The 18,923-nt window shown below is 60.5% G+C and carries 18 protein-coding genes; 6 read left to right on the forward strand and 12 right to left on the reverse strand.

The window, feature by feature from the left end:
• The first annotated feature begins 190 nt into the window (after nt 1-190).
• Nucleotides 191-1,108, forward strand: a complete 918-nt coding sequence (gene yegS, locus KVQ82_RS10175) for a lipid kinase YegS (protein ID WP_108183383.1) — start codon at nt 191-193, stop codon at nt 1,106-1,108.
• Here yegS and KVQ82_RS10180 read toward each other — a convergent pair.
• The 3 genes from KVQ82_RS10180 to KVQ82_RS10190 all read right to left on the reverse strand — a co-directional run bounded on the left by KVQ82_RS10180 (nt 1,092) and on the right by KVQ82_RS10190 (nt 3,606).
• Complete coding sequence (locus tag KVQ82_RS10180; protein WP_041069648.1) at nt 1,092-1,751, reverse strand: response regulator transcription factor; 660 nt, start codon at nt 1,749-1,751, stop codon at nt 1,092-1,094. The genes yegS and KVQ82_RS10180 overlap by 17 nt on opposite strands.
• A complete protein-coding gene (locus KVQ82_RS10185; RefSeq protein WP_222019377.1) occupies nt 1,748-2,641 on the reverse strand; it encodes a sensor histidine kinase in 894 nt (297 codons plus the stop codon). The genes KVQ82_RS10180 and KVQ82_RS10185 overlap by 4 nt, the downstream gene beginning before the upstream one ends.
• Nucleotides 2,642-3,135: 494 nt before the next feature.
• Nucleotides 3,136-3,606: a hypothetical protein gene (locus tag KVQ82_RS10190; protein ID WP_041069656.1), complete on the reverse strand. Its 471-nt coding sequence runs from the start codon at nt 3,604-3,606 to the stop codon at nt 3,136-3,138.
• A gap of 455 nt (nt 3,607-4,061) precedes the next feature.
• On the opposite strand from KVQ82_RS10190, the gene KVQ82_RS10195 reads away from it, so the two are divergent.
• Nucleotides 4,062-4,997: a chemotaxis protein CheV gene (locus KVQ82_RS10195; protein WP_041069659.1), complete on the forward strand. Its 936-nt coding sequence runs from the start codon at nt 4,062-4,064 to the stop codon at nt 4,995-4,997.
• A gap of 198 nt (nt 4,998-5,195) precedes the next feature.
• Nucleotides 5,196-6,002: an MOSC domain-containing protein gene (locus KVQ82_RS10200; protein ID WP_041069662.1), complete on the forward strand. Its 807-nt coding sequence runs from the start codon at nt 5,196-5,198 to the stop codon at nt 6,000-6,002.
• A gap of 70 nt (nt 6,003-6,072) precedes the next feature.
• On the opposite strand, the gene KVQ82_RS10205 is transcribed toward KVQ82_RS10200, so the two are convergent.
• The 8 genes from KVQ82_RS10205 to KVQ82_RS10240 form a co-directional block, all read right to left on the reverse strand.
• On the reverse strand, nt 6,073-6,357 hold the full coding sequence (locus tag KVQ82_RS10205; protein ID WP_003226701.1) for a pyrimidine/purine nucleoside phosphorylase: 285 nt from the start codon (nt 6,355-6,357) through the stop codon (nt 6,073-6,075).
• A gap of 114 nt (nt 6,358-6,471) precedes the next feature.
• On the reverse strand, nt 6,472-7,014 hold the full coding sequence (locus KVQ82_RS10210; protein ID WP_047295400.1) for an exonuclease domain-containing protein: 543 nt from the start codon (nt 7,012-7,014) through the stop codon (nt 6,472-6,474).
• Nucleotides 7,015-7,084: 70 nt separating this feature from the next.
• Nucleotides 7,085-9,046 carry an acetyl/propionyl/methylcrotonyl-CoA carboxylase subunit alpha gene (locus KVQ82_RS10215; protein ID WP_222018774.1) on the reverse strand — a complete coding sequence of 654 codons (1,962 nt, stop codon included), beginning with the start codon at nt 9,044-9,046 and terminating at the stop codon, nt 7,085-7,087.
• 118 nt (nt 9,047-9,164) lie between these two features.
• Nucleotides 9,165-9,962, reverse strand: a complete 798-nt coding sequence (locus KVQ82_RS10220) for an enoyl-CoA hydratase/isomerase family protein (protein ID WP_222018775.1) — start codon at nt 9,960-9,962, stop codon at nt 9,165-9,167.
• On the reverse strand, nt 9,959-11,116 hold the full coding sequence (gene atuD, locus KVQ82_RS10225; RefSeq protein ID WP_222018776.1) for a citronellyl-CoA dehydrogenase: 1,158 nt from the start codon (nt 11,114-11,116) through the stop codon (nt 9,959-9,961). The genes KVQ82_RS10220 and atuD overlap by 4 nt, the downstream gene beginning before the upstream one ends.
• A gap of 30 nt (nt 11,117-11,146) precedes the next feature.
• Entirely contained in the window at nt 11,147-12,763 is a 1,617-nt protein-coding gene (gene atuC / locus KVQ82_RS10230; RefSeq protein ID WP_222018777.1) for a geranyl-CoA carboxylase subunit beta, read from the reverse strand.
• A 3-nt stretch (nt 12,764-12,766) separates the two neighbouring features.
• On the reverse strand, nt 12,767-13,636 hold the full coding sequence (locus tag KVQ82_RS10235; RefSeq protein ID WP_222018778.1) for an SDR family oxidoreductase: 870 nt from the start codon (nt 13,634-13,636) through the stop codon (nt 12,767-12,769).
• Between the two features lie 12 nt (nt 13,637-13,648).
• Entirely contained in the window at nt 13,649-15,439 is a 1,791-nt protein-coding gene (locus tag KVQ82_RS10240) for an acyclic terpene utilization AtuA family protein (protein ID WP_222018779.1), read from the reverse strand.
• Nucleotides 15,440-15,622: 183 nt separating this feature from the next.
• Here KVQ82_RS10240 and KVQ82_RS10245 point away from each other — a divergent pair, with 183 nt between their 5' ends.
• The 3 genes from KVQ82_RS10245 (at nt 15,623) to KVQ82_RS10255 (ending at nt 18,234) form a co-directional block, all read left to right on the forward strand.
• Nucleotides 15,623-16,258 (forward strand): TetR/AcrR family transcriptional regulator, encoded by a 636-nt coding sequence (locus tag KVQ82_RS10245; protein WP_145594058.1) that lies wholly within the window; start codon nt 15,623-15,625, stop codon nt 16,256-16,258.
• Between the two features lie 80 nt (nt 16,259-16,338).
• Nucleotides 16,339-17,136, forward strand: a complete 798-nt coding sequence (locus KVQ82_RS10250) for an ABC transporter substrate-binding protein (RefSeq protein ID WP_041069688.1) — start codon at nt 16,339-16,341, stop codon at nt 17,134-17,136.
• An 84-nt stretch (nt 17,137-17,220) separates the two neighbouring features.
• Nucleotides 17,221-18,234, forward strand: a complete 1,014-nt coding sequence (locus tag KVQ82_RS10255) for a GNAT family N-acetyltransferase (RefSeq protein ID WP_222018780.1) — start codon at nt 17,221-17,223, stop codon at nt 18,232-18,234.
• 97 nt (nt 18,235-18,331) lie between these two features.
• On the opposite strand, the gene KVQ82_RS10260 is transcribed toward KVQ82_RS10255, so the two are convergent.
• Nucleotides 18,332-18,886 carry an RNA polymerase factor sigma-70 gene (locus tag KVQ82_RS10260; protein ID WP_027613402.1) on the reverse strand — a complete coding sequence of 185 codons (555 nt, stop codon included), beginning with the start codon at nt 18,884-18,886 and terminating at the stop codon, nt 18,332-18,334.
• Nucleotides 18,887-18,923: the final 37 nt, after the last annotated feature.

Here is an 18,923-nt window from a genome sequence, read left to right on the forward strand (position 1 = left end):
TGCCTGCACAAGGTGTATCAAGGATCGAGTCCGGTCAATTGAGCCGATTCCTTACCTGTTGTAAGAAAAAATACCGCTGTGTAGGACGTGACAAGCCGGGCGCTTGAATTAAATGGTGCTCCGATGGCTTTTTTGCCTGTGCCGGTGGTCAAGATGTTTCATACCGATTCAATTGTGGGGAGTGACCGTTATGAGTGAACGCAGGGCGCTGTTGATTCTGCATGGCAAGCAGGCACTCAATGAGGCGGTTCGCGCCGCTGTCGAAGCAAAGCGCAAGCAGGGCTGGGAGTTGGCAGTACGCCTGACCTGGGAGGCCGGTGACGCTCAGCGTCTGGTGGAAGAAGCTTTGGCGGGTGGCTACTCGCAGATCATTGCGGGAGGCGGGGATGGGACATTGCGCGATATCGCTGAAGCCCTTGCCAGGCATCCGCACAAGGCCAGTCTGGTGCTGTTGCCGCTGGGCACGGCCAACGACTTTTCCCGTGCGGCGGGGATTCCGCTGGAGCCGGCCGAGGCGCTTGAGCTTCTCGATGTACCGCCGCGCGACATTGACCTGGGCGCAGTCGGCGAGCAGATTTTCCTCAACATGGCGACCGGTGGTTTCGGTAGTCAGGTTACAGCCAATACATCCGAGGATTTGAAAAAAGTACTCGGCGGGGCCGCCTATCTGTTCACCGGTTTATCGCGCTTCAGTGAGTTGCACGCGGCCTACGGCGAACTGCAGGGCCCGGACTTTCACTGGCGTGGCGAACTGCTGGCGCTGGGAATCGGCAACGGCCGTCAGGCGGGGGGCGGGCATGAATTGTGTCCACAGGCACTGGCGGATGATGGCCTGTTGGACATCAGCATTTTGCCGGCACCGCAGGAGTTGGTCGGTACGCTGAAGACCCTGCTCAGTGACGGCTTCGGCATCGACAATATGTTTGTAAGAGCCCGCCTGCCCTGGGTCGAAATCAAAGTCGCCGAGGGCTTGAGCATCAATCTTGACGGTGAGCCGCTTGAAGGCGACAGCCTGCGCTTCGAGGCGCGCCCTGCGGCCTTGCGGGTGCATTTGCCCGAGCATTCGCCGCTATTGGGCGGTGCCGGGTCGATCAGTCGTCAAGACTGATGATCTGTTCGCGCACGGCGAACAGGACCAGACCCGCCACGTCGTAGATCTGCAGGCGTTTCATGATCTGCGAGCGGTGGGTTTCGACGGTCTTGATGCTCAGGCCCAAGCCGTTGGCGATCTCCCGAGTGGATTTGCCGCGCACGATCAACCGCAGGATTTCCAGTTGACGGGCTGTCAGGTTGTGCGAATCGGCGACTTCCGGCGGGTTTTTCTGCGTGCGGGTCAGGGCCTGGTTGATCACGGTGTGGGCGATCGCCGGGCTCAGGTAGCGTTCGTTGTTACGCAGGGCTTCGAGGGCATGTTCTAGTTCGGTGGCCGTGGTGTCCTTGAGCAAATAACCATGCGCTCCGGATTCCAGTGCCTGCATGATCAGCGCCGGATCGGTGTGCATCGACAAAATCAACACTTTGCTTTGGGGCCGCACCCGCTTGAGCCGTTGCAGGGCTTCAAGGCCACCGGTTTCCTTCATCGAGATATCCAGCAAGACGATATCGGGGGCCAGTTGTTCGACCATTTCAAGCAACTGCGAGCCATCGCTGGCTTCGCCAACGACGGCGTAACCGGGAATGTCGAGCACCAGAGCGCGCACGCCGGCTCTGATCAGCGAGTGGTCATCCACCAGAAGTAAGTTACAAGTCAACGCATAACCTTATTCGTACTGGCCCGCTCGAGTGCACGGGGCGCCCAGGGGAATAGTGCTTCGATTTGAGTGCCTTTGCCCGGCTCGCTGATGACGTTCAGCGTGCCGCCCAATTGTTCGATCCTCTCGGCCATCCCGGCCATTCCACGCTGTCCTTCCCGACCCGGATCTGCAGCAGGCGCGAAGCCTTGGCCATCGTCGCTGATCAACAACGTCAGCCCTTGTGGCAGGCGCTGCACACGGATCAACAGGTTGCTGGCCTGCGCGTGGCGCAGAATGTTTGTCACCGCTTCCTGGGTGATGCGAAAGGCGGCGACCGCCATTTCTTCCGGAATGCCGTTGAGTCGCTGCTGGCAATCGAGGCTCCAGTGCACCGATGTGTTGGCCAGAGTCTTGAGCAAGTGCGCACGCAGGCTGGCTTCCAGTCCGAGGCTGGTCAACTGGCGCGGGTTGAGAATGGCTGAGACGTCGCGCACCTTGTTGAGGGTTTCTTCGAGGGTGTCGCAGAGTGTCGAGCATTGCTCTTGCAAGTCGCTTGGCAAACGTCTTTTCAGCCATTCACTTTGCAGTTTGGCTGCTGTCAGTAACTGACCGATGTCGTCATGCAGTTCACGGCTGAGGCGGTGGCGTTCGTTTTCCTGGACTTCCAGCAAGCGGTCGGCGAGTTCCTGGGGCTGGAACTTGATCGATTTGCGCGACAGCCGATATTGCACCCAGACACAAGCAGTGGCGGCCATGTTCAACAGCAGCAGTCCCAGCGAAAGCGGTGCAGACAAACCGTAGGTCAGCAGGCAGCCGGCGGTGGCAGTGACACACAATATGAGTGTGAACCGGCGTGCATTTTCCCGGGACGGTGGCCATGTGGTGATTGACTTGAGGCTGGCGTACATATCGGATGGAGCCAATGGATATTCGCTGCGGGCAGACCGGCCGTTGGCTGGCGGGTCTCTGTCTGAAAATGCTGTCAATTATGTTATTGATTTGAACGAGGTTCAGTGAACGATGTTTGACCGCCAACTTCGTTGGGGAGGACTGTCACTGAATCACTTTGCCATTAATTGATAGCAACTAACGGGCGGCATAATACCACTTAAGATACCGTTGGTCGCGTTTGCCATATATGTCCAAAGGGTCAGGAAAGTCGCCATGTTGGACGTGAGTTCCATAATGGAAAAAAGTCACCTTATTATGCTGGATAGATATCCCGTGTCGCTTGAAGTTGATCGTTACACGGACACAGGCAAACCCTGAGGCGCGGGAAAATTTCTGCGGGTGTCAGGTGTGATTATTTAATTCGAATTGTCGCTGGCGGGCATGAACTATTCATTTGCGACATTCAGCGATTCGGCTCTACAGCCGCGATGTGCGCATTAACCGCTGCGAATCAGGCTTGGCGCTCGGAATAAGACAAGAGCGGGATTGGCCGGGGCGAAAGCGAAGGCTGAAACTGGTGTTGACCGACCTGGAACGCGAAGGCTTCGATCAGCGAGGTTTGCTCGCTGCTATCCAGGCTCAGTTGGCCGGTATTGTGATCGACCAGTTCAATCTGCCAGGCCATCAGGGTGAAACAGTCCTGAAGCGCATTCAGTGCCTGAGCGTGCAGATCGATAGAGTCCGGGGCATGATCGAGCAAGCTGTGAATGTGCAGGGAAAACTCGGAAATCGCTTCCAGTGCCAACGCTTCTGCACGGCTCGCCAGCTTGAGCAGGGTGCTGCGCATGCAGTCGATCGCATCCTTGTCGTTGCTGATCAATTGCAGGTGGCTCAGGCATTCTTCCGACTTGGCCAGGAGTGTTTCCGCTTCGACGAGAAATTCGGGAAAACGTTGTGCCCAGTCTTTACGGTCGATTGGCATGCTTATCTCCACAGCGTCATGTCTGATGAGGGAATGCCGTGTGTGTCGACGATCATGAACCGTCGGGAGATCGCGCCCCGCCGCGCAAGTGCACTGGCTGAGGTTTTCCAGAGGGTGGGTTTCCACTGACCTGCGATCGCACACAATAGCCTGACTCCGTTCATGCAATGAGAATGGCGTCACATTAATGGCTATTGGATATTGCGAACATCAGGTTGGGCCTGATTGTTACTAGGGGATTCCCTTACACGCGGGAACCTGTGGCGCAAACTGTGGTCGCGCCAGAAGAGAATGTAGCAGATGAAAACGCCGGGCCAGTAAACCATGATGTTAATGTGACATCAATGCCTGCGTGTGGCATTTTGATAGTGATTTTGTGGGGATCAAGAATCGCCATAAACAGCCGATAACCCCACTTAGTAGTGAATTCATCAGAACAAGCCCAGGAGTCATTGATGGCCGGCATTCTCGACACGGTAGACCAACGCACGCAACTGGTGGGTGAGAATCGCCTGGAAATTCTCATGTTTCGACTGGCCGGACGCCAATTGTTCGCGATCAACGTGTTCAAGGTTCAGGAAGTTCTGCAATTGCCGAAGCTGACCCTGATGCCGCAACGTCACCCGTTTGTCTGCGGTGTGGTCAACCTGCGTGGCCAGACGCTGCCGGTGATCGATCTGTCCCAGGCGATCGGCATGCGCCCGCTGGTGCCGGGCCCGAACAGCACCATCATCGTCACCGAGTACAACCGTTCGGTGCAGGCGTTCCTTGTCGGTGGCGTGGATCGCATCGTCAACATGAACTGGGAAGCCATCCTGCCGCCGCCGACCAGCGCCGGACGCCAGCATTACCTGACCGCGATCAGCAAGGTCGACGATCAACTGGTGGAAATCATCGACGTCGAGAAAGTGCTCGCCGAAATCGTTCCGTACAACGCCAAGGTTTCGCGCGACAAACTCGACGATCCGGTGCTGGAGCGTGCCCGTGGTCGCGAAGTACTGCTGGTGGACGACTCCAACGTGGCGCTTTCGCAATTGCGTGACACCCTCGGCCAGCTCGGGGTGAAAATGCACATCGCCAGTGATGGCCTGAAGGCGCTGAACATGCTCAAGGCCTGGGCCGATACGGGCGTGAACATGACCGACAAACTGCTGATGGTGTTCACCGACGCGGAAATGCCGGAAATGGACGGCTATCGTCTGACCACCGAGATCCGCAACGACCCGCGCCTGCGCGGTCTGTATGTGGTGCTGCACACCTCGTTGTCCGGCAGCTTCAACGATTCGATGGTGAAGAAGGTCGGCTGCGACAACTTCCTCTCCAAGTTCCAGCCGGACAAACTGGTCGATGTCGTGCGTCAGCGTCTGATGCTCGATGAAGTGCCGGTCTGAGGAAATCCTGTAGCGAGGGGATTTATCCCCGATGGACGGCACAGCAGTCCCGCTTTCTTGATTCAAGTGGGGCCGCTTCGCGCCCCATCGGGGATTAATCCCCTCGCCACAAACTATCTTTGCAGGCGCGTGCATCAGGCTTTGATTCACAGATAAAGCTCGTATAGGGTGGCTTTTTTGCCCATCAGGAAGCTGGACATGCTGCGTCTGAGTGCGCTTTATCGTTACCCGTTGAAATCCGGCAAGCCCGAGATTCTGCAATCGATTGGCCTGGATAAACTGGGCCTTGAAGGGGACCGACGCTGGATGCTGGTGGACGAGGCCAGCGGCCGCTTCCTGACCCAAAGGGCCGAGGCGAAAATGAGCCAGCTGTCGGCATTGTGGAATGCGCAGGGCGGGCTGACCCTCAGTGCGCCCGATCATGCCGCGCTGGATATTGCGTTACCGCAGGACGATGCCGAGTTGCGCGGTGTGACCATCTGGCGCGACACCCTGCGCGTTCCGGATGCCGGTGATGCAGCGGCCCGCTGGGTCAGCGATTTCATCGGCAAACCGACCCGTCTGGTGCAGGTGCCACTTGATCGCGCGCGCATGACGCAGGCCGGGTATGGCCGCGACGACGATCAGGTCGCGTTCGCCGACGGTTTCCCGCTGTTGTTGATTGGCCAGGCGTCGCTTGACGATCTGGTGCAAAAGGTCGGACGGCCGCTGGAGATGCTGCGTTTTCGGCCGAATCTGGTGATCGAAGGCAGTACGGCATTTGCCGAAGATGGCTGGAAGCGCATCCGCATCGGCGATGTCGAGTTCCGCGTGGTCAAGCCTTGCTCGCGCTGCATCCTGACCACGATCGATCCGCAGACTGGCGAGCGCAGTGCCGATCGCGAACCGCTGGCGACCTTGCAGAAGTACCGTGCCCAGGCTGATGGCGCGATGTTCGGGCAGAATCTGGTCAACGACAGCAATGGTCGGCTGGAAGTCGGTATGCCGGTGGAAATCCTCGAATAACCGAGGCCGGAAATGAAAAATGCCCGTGTCCATGGACACGGGCATTTTTTTGCACCGGAAAGCCGTGGGCTTAGCCGCGGTATTCGCACAGGTAGGCAGTATCAACGGCGACTTTCAGCTGGAACTTGCTGTTGGCCGGAACGTTGAACTGGCTGCCGGCGGCGAAGGTTTCCCAGTCGCTGCTGTCCGGCAGTTTGACGGTCAGCGCACCGGAGACCACGTGCATGATCTCGCGCTGAGCGGTGCCGAATTCGTATTCGCCCGGGGCCATGACGCCGATGGTCGCCGGACCTTCAGCGGTGCCAAAAGCGATCGACTTGACGGTGCCGTCGAAGTACTCGTTGACTTTGAACATGGGCGATTCCTCTCGAAAAGGGCAAAAAAGGGTTAAAAAAGGCTGGCCAGTATGCACAACGCTCCCGGCGCCGTCACCTGCCCGGGGCGTGTCCGACGAGTTCTCGCCCCGACTCTAGAGTGGCAAGACCAACGGCAACAACCGCGCAGTATTGCGCGCATCTTCCAGGGCCCGATGCTGCTGACCGCTGAACTGCATGCCGGCCAGTTGCAGCGCACCGTTCAGGCCCAACGGTCGTTCCAGGCGGCGGGCCTTGGCAAAGCGCTGTTTGAGATTCATGTGCGGCACTCGGCCCAGCACGCTGTCGAGCTGCAGGCGCTGCCATTCCTGAAGTAACTGCTTGCGGTCGTAATCGCCCCAACTGGCCCAGCCTTCAAGGCGTGTCTGGTGTTGCCCGAGCCAGCGCTCAAAGGCTGGCCAGACCTCGTTCAACGGCTGCGCGGCATCGATATTGGCCTGGGTGATGTGCGTGAGTTCACGACAAAATGCCGTCAATAACGGCCGCCGGGTCGGTTTGACGAACCGCTGAAAGTGATCCTGCTCGCGACCGGCACGGTCGACCAGCGTCGCGCCGATTTCGATGATTTCCATTTCCGTAACCGGCCAGCCACCTTCATCTGTGGTGGCTTCCAGATCAATGACCAGCCAATGGGGCATCGCAGGTTTCCTGATTTACGCGTCCTGATAGATCAGAGCGTAGTCAAACCTTGCGTTTGCGCCTGGCGACTCACTCGACCTGCAACAGAACCTGACGATTTTTTACCTGATCGCCGACCTTGACCTGCACCCGCTTGAGCACGCCGTCGATGCCGGCCTTCAGCGGATGCTCCATTTTCATTGCCTCCAGCACCACCAGCAACTGACCCTTGCTGACCGGACTGCCTTCGCTGACCAGCACGTCGACGATGGCGCCGTCCATCGGCGCTTTCAGTGTGCCGGAGCTGACGCTGCTCTGACTGCTGATCAGCGCATGAGTTCGATCCTCCAGGCGCAGGTTGCCGGGGTGGGTGAACAGCCAGAGTTCTTCGCCGGCGATCCGATACGCATGACGCTGGCGCAGGCCGTCGACTTCCAGCGTCACCGAGCATTCGTTGCACTCAATGACGGTCAGCGTCAGTGCGCGTTGCATCACGTTCAGGGTGAAGCGGCCAGCACCGTTCGCAAGCAGTTGCAAGCTCCAGTCCTGCTGTTCCAGCCCGAGGCGGTAATCGAGCGGCGCGCCGACATTGTTGCGCCAACCCTTGAGCGGCGCGCGATGCGCCTGCGCGCCAGACTGATAAAACAGCACGGCGGCGACGGCCAGTTCCTCGGCGGTAGGGGCGTAGGTGTGCAGACATGGGTGATCAGTGAAGTGCTGAGCAATGAATGCGGTGCTGAATTCACCGCTGATGAACTGTGGATGTTGCAGCAGGCTGACCAGCAAACGCTGATTGCTCTGTACACCGAGCAACACACTGTCCTGCACTGCGCGCAACAGCTTGCGCCGTGCCTCTTCGCGGGTCGCGCCGTGGGCGATCAGCTTGCCGAGCATCGGGTCATAGAACGGGCTGATCGACTGACCTTCGCGCAAGCCGTGATCGATCCGCGCGCCGGGATTCAAGGCCGGTTCCCAGGCCTGCACGCGACCGGTCTGCGGCAGGAAATTCTGCGTCGGATCTTCGGCATACAATCGCACCTCCATGGCGTGGCCGTTCAGCGTGACCTGTTCCTGTGTCAACGGCAGTGGCTGGCCTTCGGCGACGGCCAGTTGCCAGGCGACCAGATCCTGCCCGGTGATCAGTTCGGTCACCGGATGCTCGACCTGCAGACGCGTGTTCATTTCCAGAAAGTAGAATTGTCCACGGGCATCGAGCAGAAACTCGACGGTGCCGGCACCGACGTAACTCACCGCCCGGCCAGCCTTCAATGCTGCTTCGCCCATGGCCTGGCGCAACTCACCGGTCATCACCGGGCAGGGTGCTTCCTCGATGACTTTCTGATGGCGACGCTGCACCGAGCAATCGCGCTCACCGAGGTAGATCAGATTGCCGTGGCAGTCGCCGAACAGTTGCACCTCGACGTGCCGTGGTTCGATCAGCGCCTGTTCGAGGATCAGTTCGTCACTGCCAAAGCCGTTCAGTGCCTCGGAGCGCGCGGTGCGCAATTGCGCCGGCAACTCGTCGCTGCTGTGCACCAGGCGCATGCCGCGTCCACCGCCGCCGGCGCTGGCCTTGATCATCAGCGGGTAGCCGATGCGTTCGGCTTCGCGCAGCAAGGTAGCGTCGTCCTGCGCGGCGCCTTGATAACCGTCGATGCAGGGTACGCCGGCGTCGAGCATGGCGATTTTCGACAGGCGCTTGCTGCCCATCAGCTCGATGGCCTCGGCGCTGGGGCCGATGAAGGTCAGGCCGGCCTCTGCGCAGGCGCGGGCGAATCCTGGGTTTTCCGAGAGAAAGCCGTAGCCGGGGTGGATCGCGTCGGCACCGCTGCGGCGCGCGGCATCGAGGATCGCCGGGATGTTCAGGTAAGACTGGTGTACCGGTGCGGCGCCGATGTTCACCGCTTGATCGGCCATCTGCACGTGCAGGGCATCGGCGTCGGCATCGCTGAATACGGCGACGGTGCGATAGCCGAGGGCCTGGGCGGTGCGCTGAATGCGGCAGGCGATTTCACCGCGGTTGGCGATCAGGATTTTGTGGATGGCGGGCATGGTGATCTTCCTGAGTATTTGGCGGTGGGTTGGCTGGTCTCTTCGCGAGCAGGTTCGCTTCCACAGGGAATTTGCATCGTTCACAAAACCTGTGGGAGCGAGCCTGCTCGCGAAGCTTTCAGGTGGCCCATCGCGGTTTACGCTTTTGCACGAAAGCCATCGTGCCCTCGATCCCTTCGACACCGGTCACCGCTTCGCTGAACCATTGCGCTGCGTCATCCAGCAGTTCATTCGATGGCTGTCCGGCGCTCGCCAGCAACAGCTTTTTGGTCATCGCATTCGCTTCCGGTGCGCAGCACAGAACATGGTCGAGTACTTCGTCGAGGCGTTCGGCCAATGCCTGCGGATCCTGCTCGACAAAATGCACCAGCCCCAGGCGTCGCGCCTGTTGGCCATCGAAACGCGCGGCCGTCAGTGCCAGCCGACGGGTTTCGGTCAGGCCGATGCGTTGCACCACGAACGGCGCGATCTGCGCAGGCAACAGCCCGAGGCTGGTTTCCGGCAGGCCGAACTGCGCCTGATGATCGGCCATGGCGATATCGCTCACACATGCCAGCCCGAAACCACCTCCGAGCACTGCGCCTTGCAATACCGTGATCAGCACTTGCGGCGCCTGCTGCGCCTCTTGCAACAGCGCACCGAAAGCGCGGTTCAAATCGCGATAGGCATCGGCGCCCCGGGCGCGTGCATTGGCCATGTCCTTGATGTCGCCGCCAGCGCAGAAGTGCCCGCCCGCGCCACTGAGCACCAGGGCGCGAACACTGCGCTCATCGCGTACCGTCGCCAGTACCGAACGCAGTTCGGCGACCATGTGCAGGCTCATCGCATTGCGGCTTTCCGGGCGATTGAGGGTGATGTGCAATACGCCGCCATACAGCTCCAGCAGCAGTGTCTGGCAATCGGGCAGGGGGCTCATTTCTTTTTCCCCGGCAGAATGCCCATCAGTTTGCAGATGATCCCCAGCATGATTTCGTCGGCGCCACCGCCAATCGACACCAGCCGCACATCGCGATAGGCGCGGGCCACCGGGTTGTCCCACATGAAGCCCATGCCGCCCCAATATTGCAGGCAACTGTCGCTGACTTCACGACCGAGGCGCCCGGCCTTGAGCTTGGCCATCGAGGCCAGACGCGTGACGTCCTGACCCTTCACATATTGCTCGGTGGCCTGATAGACCAGCGCCCGCAGGCATTCGATTTCGGTCTGCAATTCGGCGAGACGGAAGTGGATCACCTGATTGTCGATCAGCGCGTTGCCGAAGGTCTTGCGCTCCTTGCAGTACTCGATGGTGCTGTCGACGCAATATTCCAGACCCTTGATCATGTTGGCCGCGCCGAACAGACGTTCTTCCTGAAACTGCAGCATCTGCATCATGAACCCGGCGCCTTCGTGGCCGATGCGGTTGCGCTGCGGCACACGCACGTTGTCGAAAAACACCTGGGCGGTCTCCGAACTGCGCATGCCGAGCTTGTCCAGGTGCGAACTGAGGCTGATGCCCGGGCTGTTCATCGGCACCATGATCAGCGACTTGTTGATGTGCGGCTTGTCGTCCGAGGTGTTGGCCAGCAGGCAGATGAAATCGGCGCTGGGCGAGTTGGTGATCCACATTTTGCTGCCGTTGATCACGTAATCGTCGCCGTCCTTGCGCGCGCCGGTCTTGAGACCCGCGACATCGGAACCGGCACCGACTTCCGAGACGCCGATGCAACCGACCTGCTCACCGGTGATCGCGGGACGGAGGAATTCGTCGCGCAATTCATCTGAGCCGAAGCGGGCCAGCGCCGGGGTGCACATGTCGGTCTGCACGCCGATCGACATCGGAATGCCGCCGCAATGAATGGTGCCGAACTCCTCGGCGGCGACAATCGAATAGCTGTAATCGAGGCCCATGCCACCGAATTTTTCCGGTTTGGAAATCCCCAGCAGACCAAGGTCGCCGGCCTTGCGGAAAATCTCGTGGATCGGAAAGCGCCCGGCCTTTTCCCATTCATCGACGTGCGGGTTGATTTCGTGCTCGACGAATTGGCGGACGGTGCGGCGCAGTGCTTCGTGTTCCGGGGTGAAGATCATTTTTATTGTTCTCCTTGGGATCCGTGGCAGTCAGAAGCGGCTGACGCCGAAGCTGTTGGGTTGCAACGTGCGGATGTCGGCTTCGTGGCAGATATCCAGCAGGTAACCGAGCAGGGTGCGCGTGTCGCGCGGGTCGATCAGGCCGTCGTCCCACAGGTTGGCGCTGCCGTAAAGCGCGGTGGACTGGCTGTCGAGTTTCTGCGCGGTGACCTGTTCGAGCATGTCGAGCATTTTCGGATCCGGCACCAGGCCTTCCTTGAGCTGTTTGGCCTCGGTGACGATGCGCAACACCTTGCCGGCCTGCGCGCCGCCCATTACCGCGGTGCGGCTGTTGGGCCAGGCGAAGATGAAACGTGGATCGAGACCGCGTCCGCACATCGCATAGTTGCCGGCACCGTAGGAGCCACCGACGACAATCGTCAGTTTAGGCACTCGCGCATTGGCCACCGCTTGAATCAGTTTCGAGCCGTGTTTGATCACGCCTTGCTGCTCGGACTCGGTGCCGACCATGAAACCGGTGGTGTTATGGAAAAACAGCAGCGGCGTCTGGCTCTGATCGCACAGTTGAATGAACTGCGCGGCCTTGCTCGCCCCGGCGGGGGTGATCGGGCCGTTGTTGCCGATCAAGCCGCAGGCACGGCCCTGGATTTTCAACTGGCCACAGATGGTCTGCTGATCGAACTCGCCTTTGAATTCGAGAAACTCCGATTCATCGGCAATCCGCGCAACGATTTCGCGCACGTCGTAGGGCTTCTTCGGGTCGTCGGGAATCAGCCCGAGCAGCTCGTCGATCGGGTACAGCGGGTCCTTGAATTGCGGTTCCGGCAACCACGGCAGTTGTTCGTTCCACGGCAGCAGGCGCAGGATCTCGCGCACCAGGCGCACGCCATCGGCATCGTTCTCGGCCAGGTATTCGGCGGTGCCGGCAACCTGTGCGTGCATTTCGGCGCCACCCAGTTCTTCATCGGTGGCGACCTCGCCCGTCGCGGCTTTGAGCAGCGGCGGCCCGGCAAGAAACAGCTTGGCCTTGCCGCGCACCACCACCACGTAATCCGACAGCCCCGGTTGATAGGCGCCACCGGCCGTGGCCGAGCCATGCACTACGGTGATCTGCGGCAGACCCATGGCCGACATCCGCGCTTGATTGGCAAAACTGCGTGCACCCTCGACGAAAATCTCCGCCGCATAGTTGAGGTTGGCGCCGCCGCTTTCGGCGAGGGTAATCACCGGCAGTTTGTTCTCTTGGGCGATCTGTTGCAGACGCAGGGATTTTTTCAGGCCGGTGGGGGAGATCGTGCCGCCCTTGATCGCGCTGTTATTGGCCACCACCAACGCACGCACGCCGGACACGTAACCGATGCCGGCGATCAAGCCTCCGCCGGCGGCGCTGCCGTCCTTGTCGTCGTGCAGCTTGTAGCCGGCCAGGCTCGCCAGTTCGAGGAACGGTGCGCCGGCGTCGAGCAACAGATTCAGGCGTTCACGGGGCAGCAATTGCCCGCGCTTGTCGAATTTGGTCTTGGCTTCGGCAGCCTTGTTCAGCAGGTTCTGTTCCAGTTGCTGGACTTGCTCGATGGCCGCGAGCATTGCCGCGCGGTTGCGGGCGAAAGCATCACTGTGCGGATCGAGTTGGGACTGGATCTGCGGCATGGCTTACTCCTTGTCCTTGAGGACGTCCGGCAGGTACGCCCGATGGAACCCGTTGAACGACTCGCTGTGGCTCGCCTTGTGCAACGGCCATGCACGGCTGCCGAGGCTGGCCGCACCATCGATTTTCAAGGTGCTGCCGCTGATGAACGCCGCCGCCGGACTGAGCAGGAAAACGATCGCTGCACTGACCTCGGATTCGGTACCAATACGCTTGAGCGGTACGTGTTCGCGCAGGGTCGGGATCACCGCTTTGAACGCGCCTTCATAGGTGTCCATGCCGCTGGACGCGATCCACCCCGGCGCCACCGCATTGACCCGCACCCCGGCGTAACCCCACTCGAACGCGGCGGTCTTGGTGAAGTTGTCCATCCCCGAGCGTGCCGCGCCGGAATGGCCCATGCCGGGCATACCGCCCCACATGTCGGCGAGCATGTTGACGATGCTGCCGCCGTGTTTGCTCATCGACTGGTTGAACACTTCCCGGGCCATCAGGAAGCCGCCGACCAGATTGGTGCGCAGCACGGTTTCGAAGCCTTTCTGATTGATCGCGGCCAGTGGCGACGGGTATTGGCCGCCGGCATTGTTGACCAGGCCGTGGATCGGCCCGTGTTCGGCGATCAGCTCAGTGACCAGTTGTTTTACCGCGTCTTCGTCACGGATGTCGCAAGCCTGCCAGTGCGCGCGGCCGCCGTCTTCGGTGATTTCGGCAGCGACTTTCTGCAGTTTTTCCGGCTTGCGCCCGACCAGCAGCACAGTGGCGCCGAGCGCTGCCAGTTCATGGGCGGTGCAACGGCCGATGCCACTGCCGCCACCGGTGACGATGAGGGTCTGACCGCTGAACAGATCGGCTTTGAAAATCGATGTGTAAGCCATGAAGCCCAACCTCTAGTCGAGTTGTTCGGCGATGCTCTGCGGCACCGGGATCTGGATTTCCAGCAGTTGCTGGGCGAAGGCCTTGCCCTGTGGATCGATGCGCAGACTTGCCACACCACCGCCACCGAGGGCGTTTTCCAGCAGGAAATTCAGGCTGTGGGTGCCGGGCAGGTACCAGCGTTCGACCCGGCCGTGAATCGGGTCGAGCACGTGGCGCATCCAGTCGACGATCACCGCTGGCGTCAGCGCTTCGGCGATCCACGGCAGGTATTCCGGTCGACGCGGCAGGACGCCGATGTTGCTGTGGTTGCCCTTGTCACCGGAGCGCGCCACCGCCAGTTTTACCAACGGCACGCTGGCGTCGGCGCGGCCCTGGGGTTTGGGTGGCTGTTCGGGGGTTGGCAGAGCGTGGCTGTCGAGTGGTGTTTGCGCGGGCAGGGCGCAGGGATATTGCTCACCGGCCATGTCGATTTGCAGGGTGCAGGCGTTTTTGTCGATCAGGAACGAGAACAGCCGGATCAGCGGATAGACCGTCGGCCGTCCGCCGACGATGCCGGTCAGTCCGGGCGCCATGCCGGTCGCGGCCTGGGCGATTTCCCGGGAGAACAGGATCAGCGCCGGTTTCAGTGGATGGCGCACCGCGAGTTTGATCACCACCTCGCGGCTGTCACGGCGCTGACCGTGAGGGCCGTAAGTGGCTTCACTGCCGAGCAGTTCGATATCGACTTCGCTGTAGGGCGGCCAGCCGCGCTGGCTGAACATTTCCGAGGTTTTGTCGATGATCGCCTGGCTCACGCGCCGGGCCTTGGACACCGCATCGATGCCGGCGATCAGGCAACTGGCGGTGCAGCGAAAGCCGTCCGGGTAAGTGGCGCTGACCTTGTATTTATCGCTGGGTGGCAAGCCTTTGGCACCGTGCACATGCACGGCGTTTTTGCCCTGTTGCTGCAGTTTCACCTGAGTGAAATCGCAGACCACATCCGGCAACAGATACGCCTGCGGATCACCGATTTCATAGAGCATCTGCTCACCGACCGTCAGCGGGGTCACCAACCCGCCGGAGCCCTCGGGTTTGCTGACGATGAACTGGCCGTCGGCGCTGACGTCGACGATGGGAAAGCCGATGTGTTCGTAGTCCGGCACATCGCGCCAGTCGGTGAAATTGCCCCCGGTACATTGTGCGCCGCACTCGATGATGTGCCCGGCCAGCGCCGCCTGAGCGAGTTTGTCGTAGTCGTGCCACGCCCAGCCGAACTCATGCACCAGCGCCGCGCTGACCACCGCGCTGTCGACCACGCGCCCGGTGATGACGATGTCGGCGCCCAGGCGCAGAGCCTCGACGATGCCCGGCGCGCCGAGGTAGGCGTTGGTCGATACGCACATCGGCGGCAGCGGTGCGCCGTTGAACATTTCGTGGATGCCTTGAGTGGCGAGTTGCTTGAATTGCGGTTGCAGGTCGTCGCCGCGCAGCACGGCGATTTTCAGACTGACCCCGGCCTTGTCGCAGGCGGCCTGCAGGGCGGCGGCACAGGCTTTCGGATTGATCCCGCCAGCGTTGCTGATCACGCGAATCTTCTGTTCGACCAGTTGCGGCAGCAGCGGCGCGAGCACCTCGACAAAATCCCCGGCGAACCCGGCCTGTGGGTCCTTCATGCGGGCGCCGGCCATGATCGACATCGTGATCTCGGCCAGGTAATCGAACACCAGATAATCCAGGCGCCCGCCTGCCACGAGCTGGGCGGCGGCGGTGCTGGTGTCACCCCAGAATGCGCTGGCGCATCCGATGCGAACGGTCGTGGGCATGGTGATCTCCGACTCAGGAACCTGCGACAGAAGTGCCTGGAGGCTACCAAGCAAGCGCTTGGTTTGTAAACAGCTGAAATATCTTCTGCCCAAGCGCTTGCTTGGTCGCGGTCTGCGGCTTAAATTGCGCGCAACCCTGCGCGTTCAGGGGGCAACAGACTGATCGACTGTAGGAGAGAACGGGTGGACGAGCAAAAAGCCCTGAGGGTCATGCGCGAACTGGTCGACCAAGGCCAACTGACCGACCCTGACAGCGCTCGCGGCAAACTGCTGCAAGTGGCCGCCCACCTGTTCCGCAACAAAGGCTATGAACGCACCACCGTGCGCGATCTGGCCGGGGCGGTGGGGATTCAGTCCGGGAGCATTTTTCATCACTTCAAAAGCAAGGATGAAATCCTTCGTGCGGTGATGGAAGAGACCATCGTCTACAACACCGCGTTGATGCGCGCCGCGCTGGCCGAAGCCGCCAATGTACGCGAGCGGGTGCTGGCGCTGATTCGTTGCGAGTTGCAGTCGATCATGGGCGGCAGCGGCGAAGCGATGGCGGTGCTGGTCTACGAGTGGCGTTCGTTGTCCGAGGAGGGGCAGGCCCGAGTGCTGGCCCTGCGTGACGTCTATGAAGAGATCTGGTTGCAAGTGCTGGGCGAAGCCAAGGACGCCGGGTTTATCCGTGGCGATGTTTTCATTACCCGTCGTTTCCTCACCGGCGCACTGTCCTGGACCACCACCTGGTTCCGTGCCGGCGGCAGCCTGAGCCTTGATCAGTTGGCCGATGAAGCGCTGATTCTGGTGCTCGAAGAGCGCCAGTCCACTTTCTAACAGGCCGGGAAACTGGCTAACTGGGCGAAACCGCCTAGCTTGAATGCATTGATTGCCATTTTTTCGGGGAGTGGGGTGTTTTGAAGTCTTCGCCAATTCGGACGACCGCAGGGCTTTTGCTCGTAGCGCTGGCGGTATTTTGGGTGCTACCCGCACAGGCAGCGCAACTGGTTCGGGTGGGCGCGGCGCATTTTCCGCCTTACACCGTGCGTCCGGAAAGTGGTGCCGACACTGGCCTGCTGCCGCAACTGGTCGAGGCGCTCAATGCACTGCAGGCGGACTATCAGTTCGTACTGGTACCGACTTCGATTCCTCGGCGTTTCGGTGATTTCAAGCAGGGCCGGATCGACATGGCGATCTTCGAGAACCCCGATTGGGGCTGGAAGGAGATTCCTCATACCGACGTCGATATGGGCCTGGAAGATGCCGAGATTTTCGTCGCGCAACGTGAAGACGGTCGCCAGCAGAACTATTTCGCCGACCTCAAGGGCAAACGCCTGGCGCTGTACAGCGGTTATCACTATGAGTTCGCCAACTTCAACGCCGATCCCAAGTACCTCGCCGATACCTTCAACGCGACGCTGACCTATTCCCACGACAGCAACCTGCTGATGGTGCTGCGCGGGCGCGCCGACATCGCTCTGGTCACGCGCTCGTACCTGTTCGATTATCTGCTGCGCAACGAAAAAGTGCGTGACGAATTGCTGGTGTCGCAACGCATCGATCAGGTCTACCACCATTACGCCATTCTGCGTCCGACGGCACCGATCACTGGCGAGGCGTTCGGCAAGTTGCTGCAGGGTTTGCGCAACAATGGCCAGATGCTGAAGATCTTCGATCCTTACAAGATTGCCGTGGTGCCGGTGGCTCATCCCTGACCGATTTTCATCCAGGCGGCTAAATTTCTCCTCTCGGCTCACGTCCCATCGTTGAACTGTCGACGATTATCGTGAGCCCGACCCATGTCCAATCTGAATGACCTGGCTGCCCTGGCCCTGCCTTCGGGCAGCCAACTGGTAGCCGATGCCACTGAAAGCCGTCTGAGCCTGAGCCTGGACGGGCAACCGCTGATTCGCCTGCGCCTGGATCGCCTGGCCAAAGGCCCGATCCAGCTCGACGAGCGTTATGCACTGCCCGTGGGACAGGCGCTGTGGGCGGCCTGTTACTGGTTGTTCGCACGCGATCCGGACTGTCAGCAACTGCTCTGGCAACTCGATCAACCACCCACTGAAGCGTTGCTCAGCGGTTTGCTGGTCAGCACCGAAGTGGCTGGCGAATACCGCTGCGAACGCACCCTGTTCTGGCAGTTGCCGCAACCCTGGCTGGGCACGTCGCTGACCGGCAGCTACCCGCAACAAATGGTGATCAGTCACGGCAAGCGCCATCCGCTGCGCCCGGCGAAGCCGCGTGGCGAGGTCTATCGGCGTTTCGACGCGCGTCTCGGTGCGTGGATTTCCCTGCGTACGGTGGAGATCGAGCAGGATCTGGCGCGGTTCAATCGCTGGCAGAACAGCCCGCGAGTCGCCAGTTTCTGGCAGGAGGAGGGCAGTCTCGAGCAGCATCGCGAGTACCTGAGCAAGCTCGATGCCGATCCGCACACCCTGACGCTGATCGGCTGTTTTGATGATCAACCGTTTGCCTATTTCGAGGCCTACTGGGCCAAGGAAGACCGTATCGCGCCGTTCTACGACGCCGACAATTACGACCGTGGTATTCACATGCTGGTGGGGGAAGAGAATCACCGTGGCCCGCACAAGGTCGCGAGCTGGTTGTCGGCGCTGGTGCACTACCTGTTTCTGGATGATCCGCGGACCCAGCGGGTGGTCGCTGAACCGCGTGCCGATAACGCGAAGATGATCGGCCACATGCACAACCAGTGCTTCCACTGCGAGAAGGAGTTCGACTTTCCGCACAAGCGCGCGGCGTTGATGATTCTGGGGCGTGAGCGGTTTTTTGATCGGTGCAAGCTGGCGTAAAAGCAAAAGATCGCAGCCTTCGGCAGCTCCTACATGAAAGGTATTCCTCTGTAGGAACTGCTGAAGGCTGCGATCTTTTTTCTGCGATGAACCGGACTTAGCGCCGACCCATCGAGGCCGCATCCCCACGGCTGCCCGACACCTTGCGGCAGTGCACCAGTGCATCGCGAATCATGAAGTTGACCAGGGTCGGCGAGACGCCGAGTTCTTTGGCGATGTCCTTTTGCGGCACGCCGTGCAGGCGGTACATCTCGAAGGCGTACCGGGTGCGGCTGGGCAGTTCGGTCAGCGCGTCGGCGATGTGCTCCAGCGTCGAGAAATTGATGTGCGAGGTTTCCGGCGAAGCGCCTTGAATGACCACATTCAACCCTTCCTCTTCGGGGCCCGAGTATTTCTGTTCCAGCGCCTGTTTGCGGTAGTGATCGATGGCGAGGTTGCGCACGATCTGGAACAGGTAACTCAATTGCGCCTTGATCGACGAGGTGATCGGCGGCGCCGATTGCAAGCGGAAGAACGCATCCTGCACCACGTCTTCGGCGCGCGAACGGCAACCGGTAATGCGCGCTGCGATCTTGACCAGAATCAGTCGATTGTCGACGAAGGCCTGAAGTAGCGGTGAATCGCACCTGCTTGTGGATACTTGTTCCGTCATGGAAATCACCTTGCTGCCAATAGGTTAGTGGGACGCC

It is taken from the genome of Pseudomonas sp. AO-1 (assembly GCF_019775695.1).
Lineage (GTDB): Bacteria > Pseudomonadota > Gammaproteobacteria > Pseudomonadales > Pseudomonadaceae > Aquipseudomonas > Aquipseudomonas parakoreensis.